This is a genomic window from Knoellia sp. 3-2P3 (genome assembly GCF_029223115.1).
In the GTDB taxonomy this organism is placed as follows: Bacteria; Actinomycetota; Actinomycetes; order Actinomycetales; family Dermatophilaceae; genus Pedococcus_A.
In genome coordinates, this window is the sequence record NZ_JARGZE010000001.1 from 594,220 (window position 1) to 616,070 (window position 21,851).

At 70.5% G+C, this 21,851-nt stretch carries 22 protein-coding genes and 2 tRNA genes; 8 read left to right on the forward strand and 16 right to left on the reverse strand.

Annotated features, from left to right (window positions below):
* The first annotated feature begins 180 nt into the window (after positions 1 to 180).
* The 5 genes from P0Y31_RS02895 to P0Y31_RS02915 all read left to right on the forward strand — a co-directional run bounded on the left by P0Y31_RS02895 (position 181) and on the right by P0Y31_RS02915 (position 2,469).
* Positions 181 to 600: a four-helix bundle copper-binding protein gene (locus P0Y31_RS02895; RefSeq protein WP_275866560.1), complete on the forward strand. Its 420-nt coding sequence runs from the start codon at positions 181 to 183 to the stop codon at positions 598 to 600.
* Positions 601 to 660: 60 nt separating this feature from the next.
* The gene (locus P0Y31_RS02900) at positions 661 to 972 is read left to right on the forward strand and encodes a hypothetical protein (RefSeq protein ID WP_275866561.1); all 312 of its coding nucleotides are present in this window, start codon (positions 661 to 663) and stop codon (positions 970 to 972) included.
* Between the two features lie 189 nt (positions 973 to 1,161).
* On the forward strand, positions 1,162 to 1,449 hold the full coding sequence (locus P0Y31_RS02905; protein WP_275866562.1) for a hypothetical protein: 288 nt from the start codon (positions 1,162 to 1,164) through the stop codon (positions 1,447 to 1,449).
* 83 nt (positions 1,450 to 1,532) lie between these two features.
* Positions 1,533 to 2,042: a hypothetical protein gene (locus tag P0Y31_RS02910; RefSeq protein WP_275866563.1), complete on the forward strand. Its 510-nt coding sequence runs from the start codon at positions 1,533 to 1,535 to the stop codon at positions 2,040 to 2,042.
* Positions 2,043 to 2,064: 22 nt separating this feature from the next.
* The gene (locus P0Y31_RS02915; protein ID WP_275866564.1) at positions 2,065 to 2,469 is read left to right on the forward strand and encodes a DUF1622 domain-containing protein; all 405 of its coding nucleotides are present in this window, start codon (positions 2,065 to 2,067) and stop codon (positions 2,467 to 2,469) included.
* Positions 2,470 to 2,491: 22 nt separating this feature from the next.
* Here the strand turns inward: P0Y31_RS02915 and P0Y31_RS02920 are convergent, their stop codons facing one another.
* From P0Y31_RS02920 to gyrB, 8 genes are all read right to left on the reverse strand, one after another.
* Positions 2,492 to 2,905 carry a hypothetical protein gene (locus tag P0Y31_RS02920; RefSeq protein ID WP_275866565.1) on the reverse strand — a complete coding sequence of 138 codons (414 nt, stop codon included), beginning with the start codon at positions 2,903 to 2,905 and terminating at the stop codon, positions 2,492 to 2,494.
* Positions 2,906 to 3,091: 186 nt separating this feature from the next.
* Entirely contained in the window at positions 3,092 to 3,556 is a 465-nt protein-coding gene (locus P0Y31_RS02925) for a DUF4395 domain-containing protein (protein ID WP_275866566.1), read from the reverse strand.
* 169 nt (positions 3,557 to 3,725) lie between these two features.
* Positions 3,726 to 3,801, reverse strand: a tRNA-Ala gene (locus P0Y31_RS02930).
* 47 nt (positions 3,802 to 3,848) lie between these two features.
* The gene (locus P0Y31_RS02935; protein WP_275866567.1) at positions 3,849 to 3,974 is read right to left on the reverse strand and encodes a DLW-39 family protein; all 126 of its coding nucleotides are present in this window, start codon (positions 3,972 to 3,974) and stop codon (positions 3,849 to 3,851) included.
* Between the two features lie 45 nt (positions 3,975 to 4,019).
* A tRNA-Ile gene (locus P0Y31_RS02940) sits at positions 4,020 to 4,096 on the reverse strand.
* Between the two features lie 149 nt (positions 4,097 to 4,245).
* Positions 4,246 to 4,752, reverse strand: a complete 507-nt coding sequence (locus P0Y31_RS02945) for a DUF3566 domain-containing protein (RefSeq protein WP_275866568.1) — start codon at positions 4,750 to 4,752, stop codon at positions 4,246 to 4,248.
* Positions 4,749 to 7,391 carry a DNA gyrase subunit A gene (gene gyrA, locus P0Y31_RS02950; protein ID WP_275867084.1) on the reverse strand — a complete coding sequence of 881 codons (2,643 nt, stop codon included), beginning with the start codon at positions 7,389 to 7,391 and terminating at the stop codon, positions 4,749 to 4,751. The genes P0Y31_RS02945 and gyrA overlap by 4 nt, the downstream gene beginning before the upstream one ends.
* 127 nt (positions 7,392 to 7,518) lie before the next feature.
* A complete protein-coding gene (gene gyrB, locus P0Y31_RS02955) occupies positions 7,519 to 9,687 on the reverse strand; it encodes a DNA topoisomerase (ATP-hydrolyzing) subunit B (RefSeq protein ID WP_275866569.1) in 2,169 nt (722 codons plus the stop codon).
* Positions 9,688 to 10,005: 318 nt separating this feature from the next.
* Between gyrB and P0Y31_RS02960 the strand changes: the two genes are divergently transcribed.
* The gene (locus P0Y31_RS02960) at positions 10,006 to 10,800 is read left to right on the forward strand and encodes a hypothetical protein (protein ID WP_275866570.1); all 795 of its coding nucleotides are present in this window, start codon (positions 10,006 to 10,008) and stop codon (positions 10,798 to 10,800) included.
* Between the two features lie 5 nt (positions 10,801 to 10,805).
* On the opposite strand, the gene P0Y31_RS02965 is transcribed toward P0Y31_RS02960, so the two are convergent.
* The gene (locus P0Y31_RS02965) at positions 10,806 to 12,239 is read right to left on the reverse strand and encodes a protealysin inhibitor emfourin (protein WP_275866571.1); all 1,434 of its coding nucleotides are present in this window, start codon (positions 12,237 to 12,239) and stop codon (positions 10,806 to 10,808) included.
* A gap of 87 nt (positions 12,240 to 12,326) precedes the next feature.
* Here P0Y31_RS02965 and P0Y31_RS02970 point away from each other — a divergent pair, with 87 nt between their 5' ends.
* The gene (locus P0Y31_RS02970; RefSeq protein WP_275866572.1) at positions 12,327 to 13,073 is read left to right on the forward strand and encodes a metallophosphoesterase family protein; all 747 of its coding nucleotides are present in this window, start codon (positions 12,327 to 12,329) and stop codon (positions 13,071 to 13,073) included.
* A gap of 12 nt (positions 13,074 to 13,085) precedes the next feature.
* Here P0Y31_RS02970 and P0Y31_RS02975 read toward each other — a convergent pair whose 3' ends face one another.
* From P0Y31_RS02975 to P0Y31_RS03000, 6 genes are all read right to left on the reverse strand, one after another.
* Positions 13,086 to 13,622: an NUDIX hydrolase gene (locus P0Y31_RS02975; protein WP_275866573.1), complete on the reverse strand. Its 537-nt coding sequence runs from the start codon at positions 13,620 to 13,622 to the stop codon at positions 13,086 to 13,088.
* A 9-nt stretch (positions 13,623 to 13,631) separates the two neighbouring features.
* Positions 13,632 to 14,168 carry a DciA family protein gene (locus P0Y31_RS02980; RefSeq protein ID WP_275867087.1) on the reverse strand — a complete coding sequence of 179 codons (537 nt, stop codon included), beginning with the start codon at positions 14,166 to 14,168 and terminating at the stop codon, positions 13,632 to 13,634.
* A 4-nt stretch (positions 14,169 to 14,172) separates the two neighbouring features.
* Positions 14,173 to 15,369, reverse strand: coding sequence for a DNA replication/repair protein RecF (recF, locus tag P0Y31_RS02985; RefSeq protein ID WP_275866574.1), 1,197 nt, complete (start codon positions 15,367 to 15,369; stop codon positions 14,173 to 14,175).
* 55 nt (positions 15,370 to 15,424) lie between these two features.
* The gene (gene gnd / locus P0Y31_RS02990; protein WP_275866575.1) at positions 15,425 to 16,471 is read right to left on the reverse strand and encodes a phosphogluconate dehydrogenase (NAD(+)-dependent, decarboxylating); all 1,047 of its coding nucleotides are present in this window, start codon (positions 16,469 to 16,471) and stop codon (positions 15,425 to 15,427) included.
* A gap of 104 nt (positions 16,472 to 16,575) precedes the next feature.
* Positions 16,576 to 17,709, reverse strand: coding sequence for a DNA polymerase III subunit beta (gene dnaN, locus P0Y31_RS02995; protein WP_275866576.1), 1,134 nt, complete (start codon positions 17,707 to 17,709; stop codon positions 16,576 to 16,578).
* 639 nt (positions 17,710 to 18,348) lie between these two features.
* Entirely contained in the window at positions 18,349 to 19,086 is a 738-nt protein-coding gene (locus P0Y31_RS03000; RefSeq protein ID WP_275866577.1) for a TetR/AcrR family transcriptional regulator, read from the reverse strand.
* Between the two features lie 111 nt (positions 19,087 to 19,197).
* On the opposite strand from P0Y31_RS03000, the gene P0Y31_RS03005 reads away from it, so the two are divergent.
* A complete protein-coding gene (locus P0Y31_RS03005; RefSeq protein WP_275866578.1) occupies positions 19,198 to 20,142 on the forward strand; it encodes an NAD-dependent epimerase/dehydratase family protein in 945 nt (314 codons plus the stop codon).
* Here the strand turns inward: P0Y31_RS03005 and dnaA are convergent.
* Positions 20,123 to 21,601, reverse strand: a complete 1,479-nt coding sequence (dnaA, locus tag P0Y31_RS03010) for a chromosomal replication initiator protein DnaA (protein WP_275866579.1) — start codon at positions 21,599 to 21,601, stop codon at positions 20,123 to 20,125. The genes P0Y31_RS03005 and dnaA overlap by 20 nt on opposite strands.
* Positions 21,602 to 21,851 lie beyond the last annotated feature (250 nt).

The window sequence follows — 21,851 nt, forward strand, 5'->3', positions numbered from 1 at the left end:
GGCCGTGGGGTCAGGGCCGCCAGAGCAGGTGGGGGACCGGTCGCCGGCAGCAGGTGGGGGGACGGCTCGCCACGGCCGGCGCAGACGAGTTCCCGACATCGGCGCGATACGCCAATCTCCGGTGGCGAGCATCCCGGATCTGTGCCCGAATAGGACCACCCCGATCCGGACGGAGGAACCATGACCGTTGTGAGCGAGATGCTCAGGACCCACCCCAAGGGAGTCGGCGAGCTCGACGAGGCCGTGCTGAAGAACTGCATCCTCGCGTGCCTGGAGTGCGTGTACTCGTGCACGGCCTGCGCCGACGCCTGCCTGTCCGAGGAGATGGTCGCCGACCTGCGCGACTGCATCCAGAAGAACCTCGACTGCGCCGACGTGTGCGACGCGACGGCCAAGGTGCTCTCGCGGCACCCGGGCGCCACCTCTAACGAGCTCCTCATCTCGCTCCTGCAGACGTGCCGCGCCATGTGCCACGCCTGCGCCGTCGAGTGCGAGAAGCACGGCGACATGCACCTGCACTGCGAGGTGTGCGCCAAGACCTGCCGCCGCTGCGTCGAGGCCTGCGACGAGCTGCTCTCCGCCCTCGAGCCGGTCACCTGACCTGATCCGTCCCGCCCCGGGGACTGTCGCTCGCGCCTGCACCGGGCCATGCTGGAGTGCATGGCCATCTACGACGTGGTGGAGCACGGGCGGGGTCCCCAGCAGCAGCCCGGCCGGGCGCTCGAGATCAGTGCAGCCAGTCCCGGGGAGGCGGTCATGCGCGCCCGTCGGGCCTTCGCGGTGACCGGGCCGCTGGGCCGCGATGACCACGAGCACCTGTATGCCGTGTACCGCCACCGCCGGGTCCGTGGTCCTCGCCTGATCGGGGTCTTCGGCGAGGCCGCCCCGGGAGGGTCGGCCGGGGTGCGCGAGCCCCGGCGGCCGTTGCCGGACCTGCCGTCGCTGCGCGCGAGTCGCGACCTGCCCGGCTGAGCGTCCTGCACCCGTCCTCCTTCGGGGACCTTGTCCTCTGCCGCGCCTTGCGCGAGACCATCACGATGGTGCTGCCCAGAGGAGGCGAGCACCATGACCGTGCAGACGAGGGGTCATCGCCAGAACCACCACAGGACGCCGGTACAACACCAGGCATTGCGCCTGGCCCGATGGTCGTTCGGGATGCTGGTGGCTTTCGCCGTGTGGACGGCTGCGTTCATCGGGCTCTCCGGCGTCGTCGGCGAGTGGCTCGGCGCGGAGGTCGAGGGCGGCGAGGTCGCCTACATCGAGGCGTGGCTGCCGTGGCTCGCGGCCAGCCTGCTGTGGGTGCTGCCGCTCGTCGCCGGGGTGGTGCTCGGCGTCAAGGCCGTGCGCACCGGTGCCGGCCGGGCGGGCAAGGCCGCCCTCGTGCTCAACACCCTGATCCTCGTGCTCATGGTCGGGCCGTCGCTCATCGACCGACTTCTCCACCTCTGACGCACGATCTCACCCCTGTGACGTAGGCGAGCGTCCTGCACGCTGCGCTGGGCGCCGCCGGCCCGGCGTCGCACCATGACCCCATGGCGGAGCAGCGCTGGCGGCACTGGGTCGCCGTGGCCTCGGTCCTCGGCGGGCTGGCGCTGGTGGCCGTCACGCTGCTCGGCCTGTGGCGCTACGCCACCCACGACCGTATCGAGGTGGTCGACCAGCCACTCATCGTGCGCACCAGCAACGCCGCCTGCCTCATGATGCGGCAGAGCGTGCACCGGCTGGCGCCACCGTCGGAGGCGTCGATTACCCAACGGGTCAAGGCCATTCGTGCCCAGAACGAGGCCGTCGGGCTCATGGTCGGGCAGATCCGCGGGCTGGGTCCCGACCTGGTCAACAACGACCGGCCCATGCCCGGGTGGTTGGAGGACTGGGAGGCGCTGGTCCGGGCGCGCGAGACGTATGCCGCCGCGCTGGCCAAGGGGAGGTCGGGCGCCCTGTCGCTGAAGGTCCCCGTCGACGAGGAGGGGCAGTCGATCGTCACCCGCATGAACGACGTCGGCCTCGACTGCGCCGTTCCCGCCGAGCTGCTGAGCAACTGAGCCCGGCAGGAGGGGAGGAGCGATGACCTTCGTCGAGCTGATGGAGTATGCCGGCAAGGCCTTCGAGGCGATCGGCGTGGGGGTGCTGGTCTTCGGCCTGCTCTGGTCGGTGGTGCTCGCCGCGGGTGTGTGGCGTCGCACGGAGGGTCGACAGGCCTACGCCGTGCTGCGCGAGTCCTTCGGCGGGGTGCTCCTCCTCGGCCTGGAGATCCTCGTCGCGGCCGACCTCATCCGCACCGTGGCCGTGGAGCCGTCGCTGGAGAACGTGCTCGTCCTCGGGCTGATCGTGCTGATCCGCACCTTCCTGAGCTTCTCCCTGCAGATCGAGATCGAGGGTGTGCCGCCCTGGCGCCGGGCGACCGCCAGCGGCGCCGGCCTCCTCGGGCGTGCGGCGACGCACGCCAAGGAGGCGGGCGACCAGCGTTGAGACGCGGGTGGCGTCGACGGTGCTAGAGCAGCTCCGCCGGCAGTTCGACGCCGTGCTCCTGGGCGTACTTGACCATGTTGGGCATGACCACCGCCGAGAGTTCCTTCGCCTCGGCGGTGGGCGTGAAGGCGACGTACTCACTGTCAGCGAAGTTCAGCGGGATGTGTCCCGGTTCGATGACGAACGCGTCGCCGGTCTCGTAGATCTCCTCCGACCCGTCGGCCTTGCGAATCCCGAACTTGCCCTTGACCACGAGGCCCACGTGGTGCGCCTGGCACTGGTCATTCGGGGCGCCCTTGAAGAATGGCGTCTCGTCGAGGTCGACGAACATGTTTGACATGGTGACGGTCCAGTCACCGACCTCCTGCTCGTACGTGTCGGCGTAGCCGGGAACGACCATGTGGGATGCAGCGGTGGACTTCGACAGCTTGGGCATCGTCTTCTCCTTCGCGTGCTGGGCTTGCGACGGGTTCGCCCGTCGGCCGCCCCCTCGCTTCCACGCTCCGTCGCTCTGCTTCAACGCCGAAGAGGCCAAGGTCACCCGTCCGAAGCGACCTGCCGGGCAGGCATCGACATCGTCCGAGCACGGCCGGACTCTGCCGGCCCGGGTCTGACGCAGGGTTCAGGACGATGGCAGTTGGCGGAACAGCAGGTAGGCCTTGCAGCCCACACACAGACCAGTGGAGGCGTTGAGGGCTGCCATGCCGAAGGCGAGTGCCGTCAGGCCGTAGCCAGCGACGTCGACGCCAAACGCGAAGAAGGCCAGGGCCGAGGCAGTGACCACGAAGCCGAAGAACTGGGCGAATCTCGGCGGCCGCGCATCCTCCAATGTGGTCGGTGCTCCGATCCGCGTCCAGATGAGACGGGCATAGATCTGCGCCCACAGCGACCACTGAAAACTGACGAACGCGGTGAAAGCAAACACGGCGACCTGGGAGGCGAGCAGGCCGAGGCCCAATGGTCGGGCAACGTCAACGATCAGCAGTACAACGGCGAGAACGCTGGCGGTTGCCCCGGCGCTGAATCGCAGGAGGCGCGGATCGACCTGGCCGCGGAGCGGGCACGCGCCGAGTCTGGTGCCGGGCATGAGGGTCTCTCCGGAAAGTAGGCCAACCACTCCGATCCAGAGTATGCGGTCTCCAATGTTGAGCACGAGCGCGTCGGTGGGCGCAGACCGTCGAGGGGTGCTCGCCGCAGAGCCCTCGCCGGACACAGGAAAGGCCCTCTCCGTCGTGCGGAAAGGGCCTGTCGACCTGTGGTGGAGCCAAGGGGACTCGAACCCCTAACCCCCTGCTTGCAAAGCAGGTGCGCTACCAATTGCGCCATGGCCCCCGGGAGGGTGACTTCCAGGCGCCGGCGGCTGTCCTGGGGGAGTCGATTCAGTTGGTCGGCTTGTCCGTCGCCTCGTGCCAGAGGTCGCGCTCGGCCTGCTGGTCCTTGAGCTTCTTCTGGAGGGCGGCGGCCCCGATGGCCGTCGCGATCAGCAGCAGGAGCTTCTTCCCCATGAGGCTCTCCGTCCGGTCGCGGGCGAGGAACTGCGAGTTCGGGATTGGTGGGCCTAACAGGACTTGAACCTGTGGCCTCTTCCTTATCAGGGAAGCGCTCTAACCGTCTGAGCTATAGGCCCGTGACCAATCTCCGCCGCAGGACCGTGAGGGGGCCTGCGACGCATGAGGTTACCTCACCGGTATACCGGACTCCAAAACGGCGGCCGCCCCCTCGCCCGGGTGGGCGAGGGGGCGGTCACAGACGCGCGGTATGCCGCGTGGCCGGATCTCAGTCGTCGGTCAGCGTGAGCTGCAGACCGCCGACGAGCGAGGAGCAGATGTTGTAGAGGAACGCCCCGAGGGTGGACAGCGCGGTCAGCAGGATGACGTCGATGACCCCGATGACGATCGAGAGGGACAGCACCCGGCCGAAGCCGAGGAAGTCCATCAGGTTGAACGGGTTCTCGCTGTCCTGGAGCACGGTGCCGACCAGGCGGTTGACCTCCGAGAAGACACCCATCCCGGAGAGGATCATCCACAGCACCGCCACCATGACGACCCCGGCGATGCCGAGCGCCACGGAGATGAGGAACGACATCTTCATGGCCGACCACGGGTCGATCCGCGAGACGGTGAGCTTGACGCGCCGGCTGCGGGCCGAGGGCGCCGGAGCGCCGCCGGGCCGGGGCTGGGTGGGGTTGGGTCGGGTCGGTGCCGCCTGCTGGGCGCCCTGCCCCGGGCGGGAACCCGGGCCCTGCGGGCGCGCCGACGTGCTCGTCGGGCCTGCCGTGCTCACTCGTTACCTCCAGCGGCGTCGTGCTCGCCGGCCTCGGCCGGCTGGTCGGTCGTCTCCGACGGTACGGCATCATCGGCCCGGCTCGCCTCATCGGCACCGCCGTTCTGGACACCGCCGTCACGCTCCACCGTGGAGGTGGGCTCGTCGGGCGTGGCCTCGGCCACCTGGCCCATGGCCTCCTCGTCCGCCTCGCGCTCGACGCTGCGGGCGACCGCCACGACGACGTCACCCCTGGGCGGGGTCACGAAGCGCATGCCCTGGGTGTTGCGTCCGCGACGGGTGACCTCCCAGACGCCCGAGCGAACGATGTTGCCCTTGCCCATGATGGCCAGGACCTCGTCCTCCTCGTCGACCGTCAGGGCGCCGACCACCTGGCCGTTCTTCTCGGTGATCTTGGCGACCGCGACGCCGTAGATGCCGCGGCCCTTGACGCTCCACTCCGAGACGGCCGTGCGTTTGGCCAGGCCGTTCTCGAAGACCACGAAGACGTCGGGGTCGGTGCCGTCCTCGATGACGCTGAGCGACAGCAGGGCGTCTGAGTCGCGGAACCGCATGCCCGTGACGCCGCTGGTGGCCCGGCCCATCGGGCGCAGCGTCTCGTCGTCGGCGTGGAAGCGCGCCGACTGGCCGTTGCGCGAGACGAGCAGCAGGTCGTCGCTGGAGGAGGCCAGGTCGGCGGCTACCAGCTCGTCGCCGTCGCGGAGGTTGACCGCGATGAGCCCACCGCTGCGTGGTGAGTCGTAGTCGGCCAGGCGGGTCTTCTTCACCAGGCCGTTGCGGGTGGCCAGCACCAGGTAGGGCGCCTGGTCGTAGTCGCGAACGTCGAGCACCTGGGCGATGTGCTCGTCCGGCTGGAAGGCCAGGAGATTGGCGACGTGCTGGCCCTTGGCGTCACGGCCGGCATCGGGCAGCTCGTAGGTCTTGGCCCGGTAGACGCGGCCGAGGTTGGTGAAGAACAACAGCCAGTGGTGCGAGGTGGTCGTGAAGAAGTGCTCGACCATGTCGTCGCCGCGCAGCTGGGTGCCGCGCACGCCCTTCCCGCCGCGACCCTGGCTGCGGTAGGCGTCGACCCGGGTGCGCTTGGCGTAGCCCCCGCGGGTGATGGTGACGACCACGTCCTCCTCGGGGATCAGGTCCTCCATCGACATGTCGCCGTCGTGGAACTCGATCTTCGAGCGTCGGTCGTCGCCGTACTTCTCGGTGATCTCGGCGAGCTCGTCGGAGACGATCGTCCGCTGCCGCTCGGGCTTGGCGAGGATGTCCTGGTAGTCCCTGATCAGCGCCTCGAGCCGGTCATGCTCGTCGATGATCTTCTGGCGCTCCAGGGCGGCCAGGCGGCGCAGCTGCATGTTGAGGATCGCGCCGGCCTGGATCTCGTCGATCTCGAGCAGCTGGATCAGGCCGTCGCGGGCCTCCTCGACCGTCGGGGAGCGGCGGATGAGCGCGATGACCTCGTCGAGCGCGTCGAGGGCCTTGAGCAGACCACGCAGGATGTGGATGTCGGCCTCGGCCTTGCGCAGGCGGAAGGCCGTGCGCCGGACGATGACTTCGATCTGGTGCTCCACCCAGTGGCGGATGAACGCGTCGATCGGCAGCGTGCGCGGCACCCCGTCGACCAGCGCCAGCATGTTGGCGCCGAAGTTGGTCTGCAGCTGGGTGTGCTTGTAGAGGTTGTTGAGCACGACCTTGGCCACCGCGTCGCGCTTGAGCACGATCACCAGGCGCTGGCCGGTGCGGCCGGAGGTCTCGTCACGGATGTCGGCGATGCCCTGCAGGCGACCCTCCTTGACCAGCTCGGCGATCTTCTGCGCGAGGGTGTCGGGGTTGACCTGGTAGGGCAGCTCGGTGACGACGAGGCACTGCCGGTTGTGGATCTCCTCCACCTCGACGACCGCGCGCATGATGATCGAGCCGCGGCCGGTGCGGTAGGCGTCCTCGATGCCCTTGCGGCCCAGGATGAGCGCGCCGGTCGGGAAGTCCGGGCCCTGGATGCGCTTCATCAGCGCCTCGAGCAGCTCCTCGCGGGGAGCCTCGGGGTTCTGCAGGTACCACTGCGCGCCGGATGCCACCTCGCGCAGGTTGTGCGGCGGGATGTTGGTGGCCATGCCGACGGCGATGCCCGAGGAGCCGTTGACGAGCAGGTTCGGGAACCGGCTCGGCAGGACCGTGGGCTCCTGGGTCTTGCCGTCGTAGTTGTCGCGGAAGTCGACGGTCTCCTCGTGGATGTCGCGGACCATCTCCATGGCCAGCGGCGCCATCCGGCACTCGGTGTACCGCGGCGCGGCGGCCGGGTCGTCACCGGGCGAGCCGAAGTTGCCCTGCCCGTCGACGAGCGGGTAGCGCATCGACCAGTCCTGCACCAGGCGCACGAGGGCGTCGTAGATCGAGGCGTCACCGTGGGGGTGGTACTGACCCATGACCTCGCCGACGACGCGCGAGCACTTGTTGTACCCGCGGTCGGGGCGGTAGCCCCCGTCGTACATGGCGTAGACGACGCGGCGGTGCACCGGCTTGAGGCCGTCCCGCACGTCCGGCAGCGCACGACTGACGATGACCGTCATCGCGTAGTCGATGTAGCTGCGCTGCATCTCGGTGTTGAGGTCGACCGCCTCGGTGCGGTCGGTCTCGATCGGGGGCATTCCGTCAGTCACGATTTCCCTTGTCTTTCAACGGATTTCAAAGAGCTGGGGTATGCCGTGCGCGCGCTCTGCGCGCTGGCGCGGTTTCACGTGGAACCCGGCTGCCCGGCATACGGGGTGGCCTCTGCTAGATGTCGAGGAACCGCACGTCGCGGGCGTTGCGCTGGATGAAGCCGCGCCGCGACTCGACGTCCTCGCCCATGAGGATGGCGAAGATCTCGTCGGCCGCCGCCGCGTCGTCGAGCGTGACCTGGAGCAGCACCCGGTGGTCGGGGTCCATGGTGGTCTCCCACAGCTCCTGGTAGTCCATCTCGCCCAGACCCTTGTAGCGCTGGATGCCGGCGTCCTTGGGCAGGCGCCAGCCCTGGCTCTGGCCGGCCGCGACCATGGCGTCGCGCTCACGGTCGGAGTAGGCGAACTCGTGCGCGTGGTTGCTCCACTTGAGGCGGTAGAGCGGCGGCTGGGCGAGGTAGACGTAGCCGGCCTCGATCAGCGGGCGCATGAAGCGGAACAGCAGCGTCAGCAGCAGCGTGCGGATGTGCAGGCCGTCGACGTCGGCGTCGGCCATGAGCACGATCTTGTGGTAGCGCGCCTTCTCGAGGTCGAAGTCCTCGCCGATGCCGGTGCCGAACGCCGAGATGAGCGCCTGGACCTCGTTGTTGGAGAGGACCTTGTCGATGCGGGCCTTCTCGACGTTGAGGATCTTGCCTCGGATCGGGAGGATCGCCTGGGTGCTGGGGTTTCGACCGCGGACGGCGGAGCCGCCTGCCGAGTCACCCTCGACGATGAAGACCTCGGACAGGCTCGGGTCCTTGCTCTGGCAGTCACGCAGCTTGCCCGGCAGGCCGCCGGACTCGAGCAGGCCCTTGCGCCGGGTGGCCTCACGTGCCTTGCGGGCCGCCATCCTGGCCGCCGCCGCCTGCACCGACTTGCGGACGATGTCCTTGCCCTCGTTGGGGTGGGTCTCGAGCCAGTGGCCGAACTCGTCGGTCATCGCGCGCTGGACGAAGCCCTTGACCTCGGAGTTGCCGAGCTTGGTCTTGGTCTGGCCCTCGAACTGCGGCTCGCCGAGCTTGACGGACACCACGGCGGTCAGGCCCTCGCGGATGTCGTCGCCGGTGAGGTTCTCGTCCTTGTCCTTGAGCAGGTTCTGCTTGCGGGCGAAGTCGTTGACCAGCTTGGTCATCGCCGCGCGGAAGCCCTCCTCGTGGGTGCCGCCCTCGTGGGTGTTGATGGTGTTGGCGTAGGTGTGGACCGACTCGGAGTAGGCGGTCGTCCACTGCATGGCCAGCTCGAGGGAGAGCTGGCGCTCGGTGTCCTCGGACTCGATCGAGATGATCTCGGGGTGCACCGGCTCGGACTTCTTAGAGCCGACCAGGTGCGTCACGTAGTCGACCAGGCCGTTGTCGTAGCGGTAGGTGACCTTCTTGGCCTTCTGCTTCTTCGGGGCGCCGCCCTCGGCCTCGGCGGTGGCGGAGTCGACCTCGACGGTCTCCTCGTCCGTCTCCGCCTCGAGGTTGTCGAGGTCGATGTCGTCCTTGCCCAGCGCGTCCTGGGCGACGCGCTCGTCGGTCAGGTTGATCGTCAGGCCCTTGTTGAGGAAGGCCATCTGCTGGAACCGGGCGCGGATCGTCTCGAAGTCGTAGGTGACGGTCTCGAAGATCTCGGGGTTGGCCCAGAAGGTGATTGTCGTCCCGCTGCGGTCCGACTCCTCCTCCTTGGCCAGCGGCGCGACCGGCACACCGTGGTCGAACGACATGCGCCAGGCGTGGCCCAGCTGACGGACCTCGGCGTCGAGTCGCGTCGAGAGCGCGTTGACCACCGAGGAGCCCACGCCGTGCAGGCCGCCGGAGACCTTGTAGCCGCCGCCACCGAACTTGCCGCCGGCATGGAGCTGGGTGAGCACGAGCTCGACGGTGGACACGCCGTACTGCTCGTTCAGGCCGGTGGGGATGCCACGACCGTTGTCGGAGACGCGCACACCACCGTCGGCCAGCAGCGTCACGTCGATGGTGTCGGCGTAGCCGGCCAAGGCCTCGTCCACCGAGTTGTCGACGATCTCCCACACCAGGTGGTGCAGGCCGCGTTCGCCCGTGGAGCCGATGTACATGCCGGGCCGCTTGCGCACGGCCTCGAGGCCCTCGAGGACGGTGATGGCGCTGGCGTCGTAGTCCGACCCCTGGGGGGCTCCAGCGAGCTCTGCTTCCGCTGCAGCCCGGGCCTGCTCCGCCTCGGCGGCGCTCAGGCTCTCGGAACCGGACTCTCTGGGCATGGGCGTGTTGGCAGCCTCAGACACGGTGCTCCTTCTTCAGATGGCACGACAGCGGGCGGGCAGCCTGCGCTGGTGCCGCTCATGGCACGCGACCAACGTGGAGACCACGGTGGTCGCGGGATCGCCCCCGAGTTTACCGGTCGGAGCGCCGGAAGACGGCTTCAGGAGGCCCGAGAACCCACTTTCTAGGCAAATTTGGGGGCAGATCCATGTCGGGGATCGCACCCCGGCCCCTCAGCGCCCCATTTCGGCGCTGTTTGGCGGACCACCAAGGGGCCCATATCGCCCGAACTCACCGAATCGCGGCGTTCCCGCAGGACGCGGCCCCTATCGTTCTGGCCCATGCGGGGGAGTGCAGGGGGCATCAGGTCTGCCGTGGCGGTCGCCGTCACCGGGGTGGCGTTGACGGGGCTCGCGGGGTGCGGGGTGGTCGAGCGGGTCATGGCGACGCCGACCATCACCGAGCTGCCATCGGCGCCTGACGCCGTCACGCCCACGGCGCCGGTGGACGGTGCCTCCGGGGCTGCGACGCCCGTGGCCACCGTGACGCCGGACGCGTCGGCCGGCGCGACTCCCTCCGCCGCGCCGGACCGGTCGGGGTGGCCCGACCCGTCCCCGCTGGAGTCGACCGAGCGGCTGGTCGTGGTCGACAGCCTCGGCATAGGCCTGGCGGCCCCGACCCTGTTCCGCGAGATCGACCCCGAGGACTACCTCGAGGGGTCTGCCGCCCTCGACGAGCTCGCCGGCCAGATGGGCCTGACCCCCGCCCAGCTGCGCAACGGCATGCTCAACCAGCTCGACCGCATGGTGGTGGGGGCCGGCGACGACGGGATGCCGGCGAGCATCGTGGTGACCCGCACGCCGCTGGGGGAGCTGCCCTCGGCGTCGCTCATCCGTCGCGACACTGCCGACCTGCTCGGCGGCACGGTCAGCAGGGTCAGGCGCATCGAGACCCCAGCCGGCCCAGCGGTGCACGCCGTCTACCGGCTCGGGTCGACCTGGGCGAACCAGCACGGCGAGGCCTTCTACCTCGAGACTCCCGAGACCGTGGTGTCGATCAACGTGACCTCCTTCTCGGCGTCCGAGGCCAAGCGCCTGGGCACGCGGGTCGTGAAGACGCTGCGCCCCATCGAGTAGACGCATCAGCCGTCAGTGCCGGCGAGGGTCCGTTCCAACAGCCCCCGCACCTCCTCGGGCAGGCGGGGCTCGGGCAGGCTCACCTGCGTCGGGGGCGCGTCGCAGCGCACCTCGTAGCAGTACGCGTCGGGCCGGGCCGGCCCGTTGGCGAAGGCCGACAGCCGGCGGTCCGCGAGCAGGTGGGCCCACTGGTCGGCGTCGTCGCGCGGCAGCTCGGCGAGGCGCACGGCCCGCTCCCGGGTGAGGCCGGCGAACCCGCCCGTGCGGCGCACCAGCACCTCGGTGCCTTCCACGGGGGCGACCTCCCCACCGGGAGCGCCCTCGGGTGAGCCGGTGGCGCCTCCGAGCACGCCGACCCGCTCCCAGGCGGACTCGACGGCCCGCGCGAGCGCCGACTCGGTGCCGTGCTCGGCGCGAGCCGCCTGCACCGTCAGGGTGGCGAAGGTGGCGAAGTCGCAGTCCGCGCGGATCCCGGGTCCGGTCAGCACGGCATACCAGGTGCGGCCCACGGTCTCCCAGGCGTAGCCGCCCACCGCGGTGGCCGCGAGGTGGAAGGCGCGGTTGGGGATGCCTGAGTTGATGTGCACCCCGCCGTTGTCGTCGCGGGTGACGACGAAGTCGTCCATGTGGGCGGGCTGGGGGTCGCGGCCGAGCACGGGGTCGTCGTAGGCGGTGCCGGGCGCGGCCATCGACCGCAGCGCCACGCCCTGCACGGCGTCGGTGAACAGGTCGGCGCCGATGAGCCAGTCGGCCTCGTCGGCGCGCTGGCCGAGCAGCCGCTGGCGCACGAGGGACCCGAACACGTCGGAGACGCTCTCGTTGAGTGCTCCGGGCTGTCCGCGGTAGGTCAGGCCGGCCGTCAGCTCGGTGACCCCGTGCGCGAGCTCGTGGCCGATGACGTCGAGGCTGGCGGTGAAGCGGCGGAAGTAGCGGCCGTCGCCGTCACCGAACACCATCTGCGTGCCGTCCCAGAAGGCGTTCGCGTAGTCGCGGCCGTAGTGGACGGTGGCCAGCATCGGCGTCCCCAGCCCGTCGAGGGAGTTGTGCCCGTAGGCCGCGGCGAACAGCTCCCAGGTCGCGCCGAGTCCGTCGTAGGCCTCGTCGGCCGCGACGTCCCCGGTCTTCGGCTCACCCTCGCGGCGCAGCACCGTGCCCGGGAGCCGTTCGCCGTTGGCGGCGTCGGAGACCACCCGCTGCGGCGACTCGGGACCACTCGGCGGTGGTGCCACCTCCGGCGGCAGGCCGGGTGCCGGCGCCACCCCGGGCCGACCCTGCCGGCGGGCCCGCAGGACGGCGTCACGCTGCAGTGCCTCGGCGGCCCGGGCTGCGGCCACCGGGTCACTGGACTCGGCGATCGCCTCGAGCACGTAGGGCGGGATGATCGAGCAGCGCTGGTGACGGTCTGGTCGGCTCGGCTTCGATGCTGGTGTTCCCCTCATGGAGCCAGTCTCCGCCGCGACACCGACAGCGCCAGCCGGGCAGGAAAAGGCATGACCTCCCTTTGACCCGCGCCCTAGCCTTCGGGCATGGCTGCCACCGTCGCTGTGCTGTCCGACGTCCACGGCGTGCTGCCCGTGCTCGAAGCGGTGCTCGCCGAACCCGACGTGGCCGGCGCCGACCTCGTCGTCGTCACCGGTGACCATGCGGCAGGTCCCATGCCCGTCGAGACGCTCGACCTGCTCACCTCACTGGGGGAGCGGTGCGTGCTCGTGCGCGGCAACGCCGACCGTGAGCTGGTGGGCATCACCCGCGGCGAGTCGTGCGAACACCCCGAGTCGGTCTGGGCGGCCGACCAGCTTCGCCCCGACCACGTTGCCCTCCTCGACGCGCTGCCCCACCCAGTCACCCTCGACGTCGACGGGTTCGGGCCGGTGCTGTTCTGCCACGGGAGCCCGCGCGACGACGACGAGGTGGTGCTGGTCGACACCCGCCTCGAGCGCTGGGCCGAGGTGTTCGCCGACCTCCCCGAGCCGGTACAAACCGTCGTCTGCGGTCACACCCACATGCCCTTCGCGCGGCTCGTCGACCGCCGACTGGTGGTCAACCCCGGCAGCGTCGGCATGCCCTACGGCCGCCCCGGCGGTGCCTGGGCGCTGCTGCGCGGCGGCCAGGTCAGCCTGCGCCACGCGCCCATCGACGTCGACGCCGTCTGCGCCCGCATCGTCGCCGAGTCGACCTACCCCGACAGACGCGACTGGGCCGACGAGTACGTCCGCTCCCGGCACAGCGACGCCGTGGCCCTGACCGTCTTCGCCCCTCGCGACGGCCGCTGAGCCACAGTCGAGTCAGCGCACCCGGCCGAGGTGGATGGCGGCATACATCAGGGCGGCCACGGTCTCACTGTCGGTGATCTCGCCGCGGGCCACCATGGCGAGCACCTCGGCGAAAGGCACGGCGCGCACGTCGCTGATGCCCTCCTCGTGGTGACCGGTGGCGTCGGACAGGCTCAGGCCGCGGGCGAGGAAGACGTGCTCGGGCGCCTCGCAGATGCCGTTCAGCGCCTGCATCGACCCGACGTGCACCCACTCCGACGCGCCGTAGCCGGTCTCCTCGAGCAGCTCACGCCGCGCCGCGACGAGCGGTTCCTCACCGTCGGTGCCCCCGGCCGGCACCTCGACCGAGCGGCCCGTGGTGTGGCGGTCGACCGTGACGAGCACGACCTCGTCGGCGTCGGTCAGCGCCACCACGAAGACGGCCGGCTGCCGGACCTCGACGACCCCGTAGACGCCATCGGTGCCGTCGGGTCGGACGACCTGGTCCTCCCGGACCCGGATCCACGGGTTCTCATAGACGCCCTGCGAGTGCGTCGTCTCCCACGCCACGACTGCCTCCTACCCGTAGGTGTCGCGGGGGCCAGGGCCCTGCGACCGACGCGGTCCCTTCGACCACGAGGGCGCGCTGGGGCCGACGACCTTGAGCTCGGCCACCGTCCCCTTGCCGACCTCGCCCTCGAGGCGGCCGAGGATCGACGAAGTCAGCAGCCGGATCTGGGTGGCCCACGCGGTGGAGTCGGCCCGCACGGTCAGCACGCCGTCCTCAAAGGTCACCGGTGCGCAGTGCTGGGCCACCTCCGGGCCGACGATCTGCGGCCAGCGGCCCATCACCGAGCCGACGGCGACATCGACCCGCCAGCCGCGGTCGACCAGCAGGCGGTCCATCTGGTCGCCGAGCAGCAGCGGGTCGCGGCCGTCGCGCGACCGCGGGCTCACCGGCACCCCCGGACGGCGCCGGCGCATCGGCTTCAGCCCCGGCCGCAGACCTTTGGCCTTCGCGGCCGCCCGTGCCCGAGCGAGCGCCGCGGCCGCCGCGTCGTCGACCCGCTCGTCCTCGTGGTGGGGCGCGGGGGGCTCGGTCTCGGGCTGGAGCAGCTCGTCACTCACGCGGGCTCACCTCGCCCAGGCTCACGGCATACGTCTGCCCGCTGAGCGAGGCGGGCACGTCCGCGGCCACCGCCGCGGTGATGAGCACCTGCTCGCAGTCGCCGATCATCGCGGCGAGCCGCTCGCGCCGGCCGGTGTCGAGCTCGGCGAAGACGTCGTCGAGCACCAGCACCGGGTCCTCCCCGAGGTCGTGGCGCAGCAGCTGGTATGCCGCGAGCTTGAGTCCCAGCGCGAACGACCACGACTCGCCGTGGCTGGCATAGCCCTTGGCGGGCAGCTGGCCCAGGGTGAGCAGGACGTCGTCGCGGTGCGGGCCGACGAGGGAGACGCCGCGCTCGACCTCGCGCGGCCGCGCCTCGTCGAGGGCGGCGAGCATCTCGGTGCGCAGCTGCTCGATCTCGGGCACGTCGCCGACGGCGATCGCGGCGGCGACCTCCTCGCGCAGGCTCGAGCGGTAGGAGACCTTGGCGTCGGACTGGCCGGCGCTGACCTCGTCGTAGGCCTTGGTGAGGTAGGGCCCGAGGTCGCGCAGCAGCCGCAGCCGGGCGTAGAGCAGCTGCGAGCCAACGCTCGCGAGGTGCTCGTTCCAGATGTCGAGGGTGTGCAGTGCCGAGGCGCGCGCCTCGTCGGCCGGCTCCTCCCCGGGACGGGGCCGGTGGCGGGATCCCTTGCGCAGCACGGGCGCCGCCGACTTCAGCAGGGCGTTGCGCTGCTTGAGCACCTTGTCGTAGTCCGAGCGCACCCCGGCCCAGCGGGGCTGGCGGGCGACGAGCAGCTCGTCGAGGAACTTCCGGCGCTCCGAGGGGTCGCCCTTGACGAGCGCGAGGTCCTCGGGGGCGAAGAGCACCGTGCGCAGCGTGCCGAGCGCCTCGCGGGGACGCTGCATCGGCGACCGCCCGAGGCGTGCCCGGTTGGCCCGGCCGGGGTTGAGCTCGAGCTCGATGAGCGTCTCGCGGCCGTCGCGGACCACGACCCCGCGGATCACCGCCTGGTCGGCGCCGAACCGCACCAGCGGTGCGTCGGTCGCCACCCGGTGGCTCGAGAGCGTCGCGAGGTAGCCGATGGCCTCGACCAGGTTGGTCTTGCCCTGCCCGTTGAGGCCGACCAGCGTGGTCACGCCGGGCTCGAGCGGCAGCTCGGCGGTCTCGTAGCTGCGGAAGTTCGAGACGGACAGGTGGCGGACGTACACGGGTCAGGCGGCGGTCAGGCGCACGGCGGGAGCGGCGGCACGGTGGCGGCCGGGCTCAGGAGGTCTCGCCGGTGCCCGACGAGGGCCCGGCCTTGGCGGCAGCTCGGCCCTTGGCGGCCGCCTTCTTCGCGCTCTTGGTGGGCTGCTCGGCCTTGCGCGTCTTGGTGCGGGTCTCCTTGACGCCCTTGGGCGCCTCGCCCCGACGCAGGGCCTTGCCCTCCTCGACGCCCATGACCTCGTGCCCGCCGAACTGGCCGCGCAGCGCGGCGACGGCCTTCATGGTGGGCGACTCGTCCTGGCGCGAGGCGAACCGCGCGAACAGGGAGGCGGAGATGACCGGCATCGGCACCGAGTTGGCGATGGCCTCCTCGACGGTCCAGCGGCCCTCGCCGGAGTCTGCGGTGTAGCCGGAGACGTCCTCGAGGTGGGCGTCCTCCTCCAGGGCCTTGACCAGCAGGTCGAGCAGCCAGGAGCGCACGACGGTGCCCCGGGTCCAGGCCTTGAAGGCACCTGGCACGTCGGTGACGATGTCCTTGGCCTCGAGCAGCTCGTAGCCCTCGGCGTAGGCGGCCATCAGCCCGTACTCGATGCCGTTGTGCACCATCTTGCAGTAGTGGCCGGCACCCACCTTGCCGGCGTGGACGAAGCCCTCCTCCCGGGGGCCCTCGGGGCGCAGGGCGTCGAAGATCGGCATGGCCCGCCGCACGTTGGCCGCGGTGCCGCCGACCATGAGGCCGTAGCCGTTCTCCAGGCCCCAGATGCCACCGGAGACGCCACAGTCGAGGTAGCCGATGCCCTTGGCCTTGAGCAGCTTCTCGTTCTCGAAGTCGTCGGTGAACCGGCTGTTGCCGCCGTCGATCACGAGGTCGCCCGTGTCGAGCAGGTCGGCGAGCTTGGCCACCGTCTCGCGGGTGGGGTCACCCGAGGGCACCATCACCCAGACGACACGGGGCGCCTCGAGCTTCTTGACCATGGCCGCCATGCTCCGAACGTCCGAGACGTCGGGGTTGCGGTCGAAGCCGATGACCTCGTGGCCGGCGCGGCGCAGCCGCTCGCGCATGTTGCCACCCATCTTGCCCAGACCGATCAGACCCAGCTGCATGGTGAGGAAGCCCTTCGTCGTTGGTGGTGCGGTGTGCCGCGTGCGCGCCGCACGGCATACCGTCGCCGCGGGCGCGTGGCGCTCAAGGCTACGCCCGGGGCGGGTCAGCTCGCGAAGCGCACGGGCATGAGCACGTAGCGGTACGAGGTGTCGGCCTCGCCCTCGAGCTCGGCCTGGCCGGAGAGGACCGCCGGGCGGGACGACTGGGTGAAGGACAGCCGCGAGAACTCGGTGCCCACGACCCCGAGGCCGTCGAGCAGGAACTGGGGGTTGAACGCGATCTCGATCTCGGGACCGGTCAGCGTCGCCTCGACCGCCTCGGACGCCTGGGCGTCGTCACCGGTACCCGCCTCGATGGCGACCTGGCCCTCGGTGAACCGCAGCCGCACCGGGGTGTTGCGCTCGGCCACGAGGGAGACACGCTTGACCGCCTCGACGAGCTCGGCGGTCCTGACGACGGCCTCGGTGTCGACACTGGTCGGGAAGATGGAGGTGACCTTGGGGTACTCGCCGTCGAGCAGCCGGGTGGTGGTGCGGCGCTGCCCGGCCTCGAAGCCCACCAGCCCGTCGCCGCCGGCCGAGCCGCCGAGCGCCACCTCGATGGAGCCCGCCGCCCCGAGGGCCTTGGCGGTCTCGGAGAGGGTGCGGGCCGGGATCAGCGCGACGTGGTTGGCGTCGGTGGCCTCGGGGTTCCAGGTGAGCTCGCGCATCGCCAGGCGGTAGCGGTCGGTGGCGAGCAGTGTCATCTTCTCGCCGTCGATCTCGACCCGGACGCCGGTGAGGATGGGCAGGGTGTCACCGCGGTCGGCCGCGATGGAGACCTGGGCGACCGCCTTGGTGAAGACGTCGCCGGCGATGGTGCCGGTCGGGGCGGGCGAGGTCGGCAGGGTGGGGTAGTCCTCCGACGGCATCATGAGCAGGCTGAACCGCGACGAGCCACAGGTGACGGCGACCTTGTTGCCCTCGGTGGTGACGTCGATGGGGCGGTTGGGCAGGTTGCGCGAGATCTCGGCCAGGAGGCGTCCGAGCACGAGCACCCGGCCGGGCTCGGACACCTCGGCGGGCACGGTGACCTTGGCCGAGACCTCGTAGTCGAACGCCGACAGGGTGAGGCTGCCCTCCTCGTTGGCCTCGATGAGCACGCCAGCCAGCACGGGCACGGGCGGGCGGGCAGGCAGGCCCCGAGCCACCCAGGTCACGGCATCGGCGAGGACCTCACGTTCGACCCGGAACTTCACCTTGGAAACCCGCCCTTCAGGACTGCAGACACGCGTGTGACCACACCACTGTTCGTCGGAAGCACATTGTGGTGGGGGCACTGACCCTAGTGCCCCCGGGGGTGGCTGCAAACCCGGTTCGGGGAAGCCGGCTTCTTGTGGTTCGTCCGGTTCTTCCCATGCCTCGGCAGCACGGGTCGGTCGCACCCAGGTACTCGGGGCGGGATGAGTGATGGATGGATCTCATCTTCTCCATAGGCGGTGTGGATCCTGTGGAGAAGCCGCGTTTGCGCAGGCCAGCGCGGCGATGGCCATGTGCACCGCTCGTGGACCGGGCTGCACACGGCGGCACCGAGGCTGTGGACGGAATCTGGTTGTCCACAGGGCATCCACACGGTGTGGGCAGTCGTCCCCAGCCTGGCCTCCCGGCGTCCACGTCCCGTCCACGCGCTGTGCACAGCCCCGTCAGCGACCCCTCCGCCTGTGGACAAGCTGGGGGTCTCCCTGTGGTCAGCCACATCTCTCCACAGGGTTTTCCCCAAGTGTGGACCACCGGCCAAACCGGGGCGAATGACACCTTTGGGACGTCCACCTGCACCCTTGCGCGGATCACGGCCAGGTCACGCGCTGCCCACATGTGTGGACAACCCTGTGGAGAGCTCAGCTGTGGACAGTCGTCGGTGCGGGGCTGAGGACCAGCCGGCCGGCGACGTCGAGCATGTAGGCGAAATAGGCGTCCGGATCGGCGATCGTGTCGCCCATCTGCTCGAAGAGCTCGGTCGTCACCGTTCCCAGGAGCAGCGTCCAGGCGGCCAACCCGGCCATCAGCGCCCTGCCGTCGAGGTCCACTCCGGCGAAGAACGGGTCGTCGAGCAGGTGCCCGGCGGCCGCGTCGGCGAGCTGCCCCGACCCCGGGGCGAAGGTCGCGGCCGCGTCGCTGAGCCGGCCCTCGCGCCGCGCGTCGGCCAGCAGCCTCACGAGGAGCGCCTGGACCCGGGTGCCGGGCTCGTTGGTCTGCTCGGCCGGGGCCCGGTAGTCCGGCACCGGTGAGCCGTAGACCAGGGCGTACTCGTGCGGGTGCGCCCTGGCCCAGTCGCGCAGGCCGTGGCCGACCGCCCGCCACCTGCCGTCGAGGTCGGCGGGCTCCACGGCGTCGTGGGCCGCCTGCACCTCGGCGCCCAGCGAGGTGTACGCAGCGACGATGAGCAGGGTGAGCAGGTCGTCGCGGTCCTTGATGTAGCGGTAGAGGGCGGAAGGGGCCATCCCCATCTCGCGAGCCACGGCGCGCACGGACAGGGCCGCCGCGCCGTGCCGGCGCAGCTCAACCCGGGCGACCCGCAGGATCTCCTCCTCGGTCGCAGCCCGGTTCCGCGCCCGTATGCCGTCGACTCGTGCCATCGCCTCAGAATGCCAGACCCAGTGCCAAAGTGCGAACAGTGTTCTTGCTTTTTCTGGCCGAGTGCGGTTCACTGGGAAAAGAGAGAACAGTGTTCACATTTGGAGGATGTCATGGGTCGGTTCGTGGTTCTGGGGGCAGGGGCAGTCGGGCAGGGGACGGCGCGCGAGCTCGCCGGCGCCGGTCACGAGGTGCAGGTCGTGTCTAGGTCGGGGCGCGGCCCGCAGGTGGCGGGCGTCATCGCCGTCGCCGCCGACGCGGGCGACGTCGACCGCCTGACCGCCCTGGCCACCGGCGCCTCGGCCATCGTGAACGCGCTGAACCCCCCGAAGTACACGACCTGGGAGAAGGACTGGCCGCCGCTGGCCGCGGCCGCCCTCGGCGCCGCCGAGCGCACCGGCGCCGGGCTGGTCACGGTCAGCAACCTCTACGGCCACGGCGTGGTCGACGGGCCGATGACCGAGACGACCCCGCTCCGGCCCAACGGTCGCAAGGGCGAGCTGCGGGCGCGCATGTGGCAGGAGGCCCTCGAGGCGCACCAGTCCGGACGCGTGCGGGTCACCGAGCTGCGCGCCTCCGACTACACCGGCCCGGGCATCGGCGCCCGGATGAGCATGCTGCACGAGCTGGTGGTCCGGCCCGTCCTGCGGGGGCGGCCGGCGTGGTTGCTCGTCGGGCGGCCCGATGCGCCCCACACCTGGACCGACGTGCGGGACACCGCCCGCCTGGCGGCGCCGTTGGCCACAGACGACCGCTCGTGGGGAGAGGCGTGGCACGTGCCAAGCGCTCCGGCGCGGAGCATGCGCCAGGTCGCCACCGAGGTGGCGGCGCTGGTGGGCCGGGATCGGGTGTCCGTGCACGGCATACCGCGCGGTGTGGTCACGGGGCTCGGCGCCGTGGTGCCGTTCCTGCGCGAGCTGCACGAGACCCGGCACCAGTTCGAGCGGCCGTTCGTGCTCGATGCGTCGCACACCTCGGCGGTGTTCGGCCTGCAGCCCACGCCGTGGGAGCAGACCCTCAAGGAGACGGTCGCCTACCTCAGCGGGACTGCTGCTTGATGCGGTTGGTCAGCTCGGTGACCTGGTTGTAGATCGCGCGCCGCTCGCCCATGAGCTCGCGGATCTTGCGGTCGGCGTGCATCACCGTGGTGTGGTCGCGGCCGCCGAACTGCTGGCCGATCTTCGGCAGCGACAGGTCGGTCAGCTCGCGGCAGAGGTACATCGCGATCTGCCGGGCGGTGACCAGCACGCGGGAGCGGGAGGAGCCGCACAGGTCGTCGATGCTGAGGCCGAAGTAGGCCGCGGTCTGCGCCATGATCGTCGCGCTGGTGATCTGGCTGCCCTGCTCGTTGGGGATGAGGTCCTTGAGCACGATCTCGGCCAGGCCCATGTCGACGCTCTGGCGGTTGAGGCTGGCGAAGGCGGTCACCCGGATGAGGGCGCCCTCGAGCTCGCGGATGTTGGTCGAGATGCGCGAGGCGATGAACTCGAGCACCTCGTCCGGCGCGCTCATCCGCTCCTGGATCGCCTTCTTGCGCAGGATCGCGATGCGGGTCTCGAGGTCGGGGGGCTGGACGTCGGTGAGCAGGCCCCACTCGAAGCGGCTGCGCATGCGCTCCTCGAAGCCGGAGAGCAGCTTCGGGGGCAGGTCGCTGGTGATGACCACCTGCTTGTTGGCGTTGTGCAGCGTGTTGAAGGTGTGGAAGAACTCCTCCTGGGTCTGGACCTTGCCCTGGAGGAACTGGATGTCGTCGATGAGCAGCACGTCGACGTCGCGGTAGCGGCGCTGGAAGTTGCTCGCCTTGTCATCGCGGATGCTGTTGATGAAGTCGTTGGTGAACTCCTCGGAGTTCACGTAGCGCACCTTGACGTGGGGGTAGAGGTTGCGCGCGTAGTGGCCGATGGCGTGCAGCAGGTGGGTCTTGCCCAGACCGGACTCGCCGTAGACGAACAGCGGGTTGTAGGCCTTGGCCGGCGCCTCGGCCACGGCCACCGCCGCCGCGTGGGCGAACCGGTTGCTGGCCCCGATGACGAAGGTGTCGAAGGTGTACTTCGGGTTCAGCCGGGTCGCCTCGGCCTCGGTGACCGAGATGCTGTCCTCGGGCCGGGGCCGGCGGGCCGCAAGGTTCTCCGGGTCCGGCATCGTGCTCGGGGGCAGGGACTGCACGGCCTGGTGCGGTGCGGCCACCGGGTCCTGCCCGATCGTCAACGGCTGCGGCACCAGGCCGGTCGTCGGCTCGACGTGGTCGAGGTCCAGCGAGGAGTCCACGGTCACCGCGAGGCGCACGTCGCTGCCGAGCTGGGAGGACAGGGCCCGGGTGACCTGCTCGCGGACCCGGGTCTCGACGACGTCCTTGGTGAACTCGTTGGGCACGGCCAGCAGGGCGGTGCCGTCGAGCAGACCCACCAGGCGGGCGAGGCTGAGGAAGGCGCGCTGCTGGGCGGGGATGCCGTCCGCATCGAGCGCCGAGAGGGTGTTCTGCCAGACCTGACCGTAGTTCAGATCGGCGTCAGCCACTGGTTACACCCCTGGGAAGCTCTGGTCGGTCTCGCGGTCTCGGTCTGGCCACTGACTCGCCATTGTGGGCTGTCCACATGCTTTTCCACAATCTGTGGGTGACGTCAGTCGGGGCGCCGACGGGGACGCTAACAACCCGGGAGCGAGACGAGCAACCTCATCGCCCAAATTGGATCCGGTTGAGCACGGAAATTTTGCAGTGGGCCGGCGTGTCCTCGGGCGTTTCGTCGCTTTCCGCTGGTATTCGCCC

Excerpts from the sequence above, each read along its gene's own strand:
- P0Y31_RS02935 (WP_275866567.1), bottom strand. The coding sequence starts at position 3,974 with ATGGGGAAGAAGCTCCTGCTGCTGATCGCGACGGCCATCGGGGCCGCC.
- P0Y31_RS02915 (WP_275866564.1), top strand. The coding sequence starts at position 2,065 with ATGACCTTCGTCGAGCTGATGGAGTATGCCGGCAAGGCCTTCGAGGCG.
- P0Y31_RS03005 (WP_275866578.1), top strand. The coding sequence starts at position 19,198 with ATGGGTCGGTTCGTGGTTCTGGGGGCAGGGGCAGTCGGGCAGGGGACG.
- P0Y31_RS02970 (WP_275866572.1), top strand. The coding sequence starts at position 12,327 with ATGGCTGCCACCGTCGCTGTGCTGTCCGACGTCCACGGCGTGCTGCCC.
- P0Y31_RS02925 (WP_275866566.1), bottom strand. The coding sequence starts at position 3,556 with ATGCCCGGCACCAGACTCGGCGCGTGCCCGCTCCGCGGCCAGGTCGAT.
- gyrA (WP_275867084.1), bottom strand. The coding sequence starts at position 7,391 with ATGCCCCCGATCGAGACCGACCGCACCGAGGCGGTCGACCTCAACACC.
- P0Y31_RS03000 (WP_275866577.1), bottom strand. The coding sequence starts at position 19,086 with ATGGCACGAGTCGACGGCATACGGGCGCGGAACCGGGCTGCGACCGAG.
- gnd (WP_275866575.1), bottom strand. The coding sequence starts at position 16,471 with ATGCAGCTGGGTCTGATCGGTCTGGGCAAGATGGGTGGCAACATGCGC.
- P0Y31_RS02965 (WP_275866571.1), bottom strand. The coding sequence starts at position 12,239 with ATGAGGGGAACACCAGCATCGAAGCCGAGCCGACCAGACCGTCACCAG.
- P0Y31_RS02900 (WP_275866561.1), top strand. The coding sequence starts at position 661 with ATGGCCATCTACGACGTGGTGGAGCACGGGCGGGGTCCCCAGCAGCAG.
- P0Y31_RS02920 (WP_275866565.1), bottom strand. The coding sequence starts at position 2,905 with ATGCCCAAGCTGTCGAAGTCCACCGCTGCATCCCACATGGTCGTTCCC.
- P0Y31_RS02960 (WP_275866570.1), top strand. The coding sequence starts at position 10,006 with ATGCGGGGGAGTGCAGGGGGCATCAGGTCTGCCGTGGCGGTCGCCGTC.
- P0Y31_RS02895 (WP_275866560.1), top strand. The coding sequence starts at position 181 with ATGACCGTTGTGAGCGAGATGCTCAGGACCCACCCCAAGGGAGTCGGC.
- P0Y31_RS02910 (WP_275866563.1), top strand. The coding sequence starts at position 1,533 with ATGGCGGAGCAGCGCTGGCGGCACTGGGTCGCCGTGGCCTCGGTCCTC.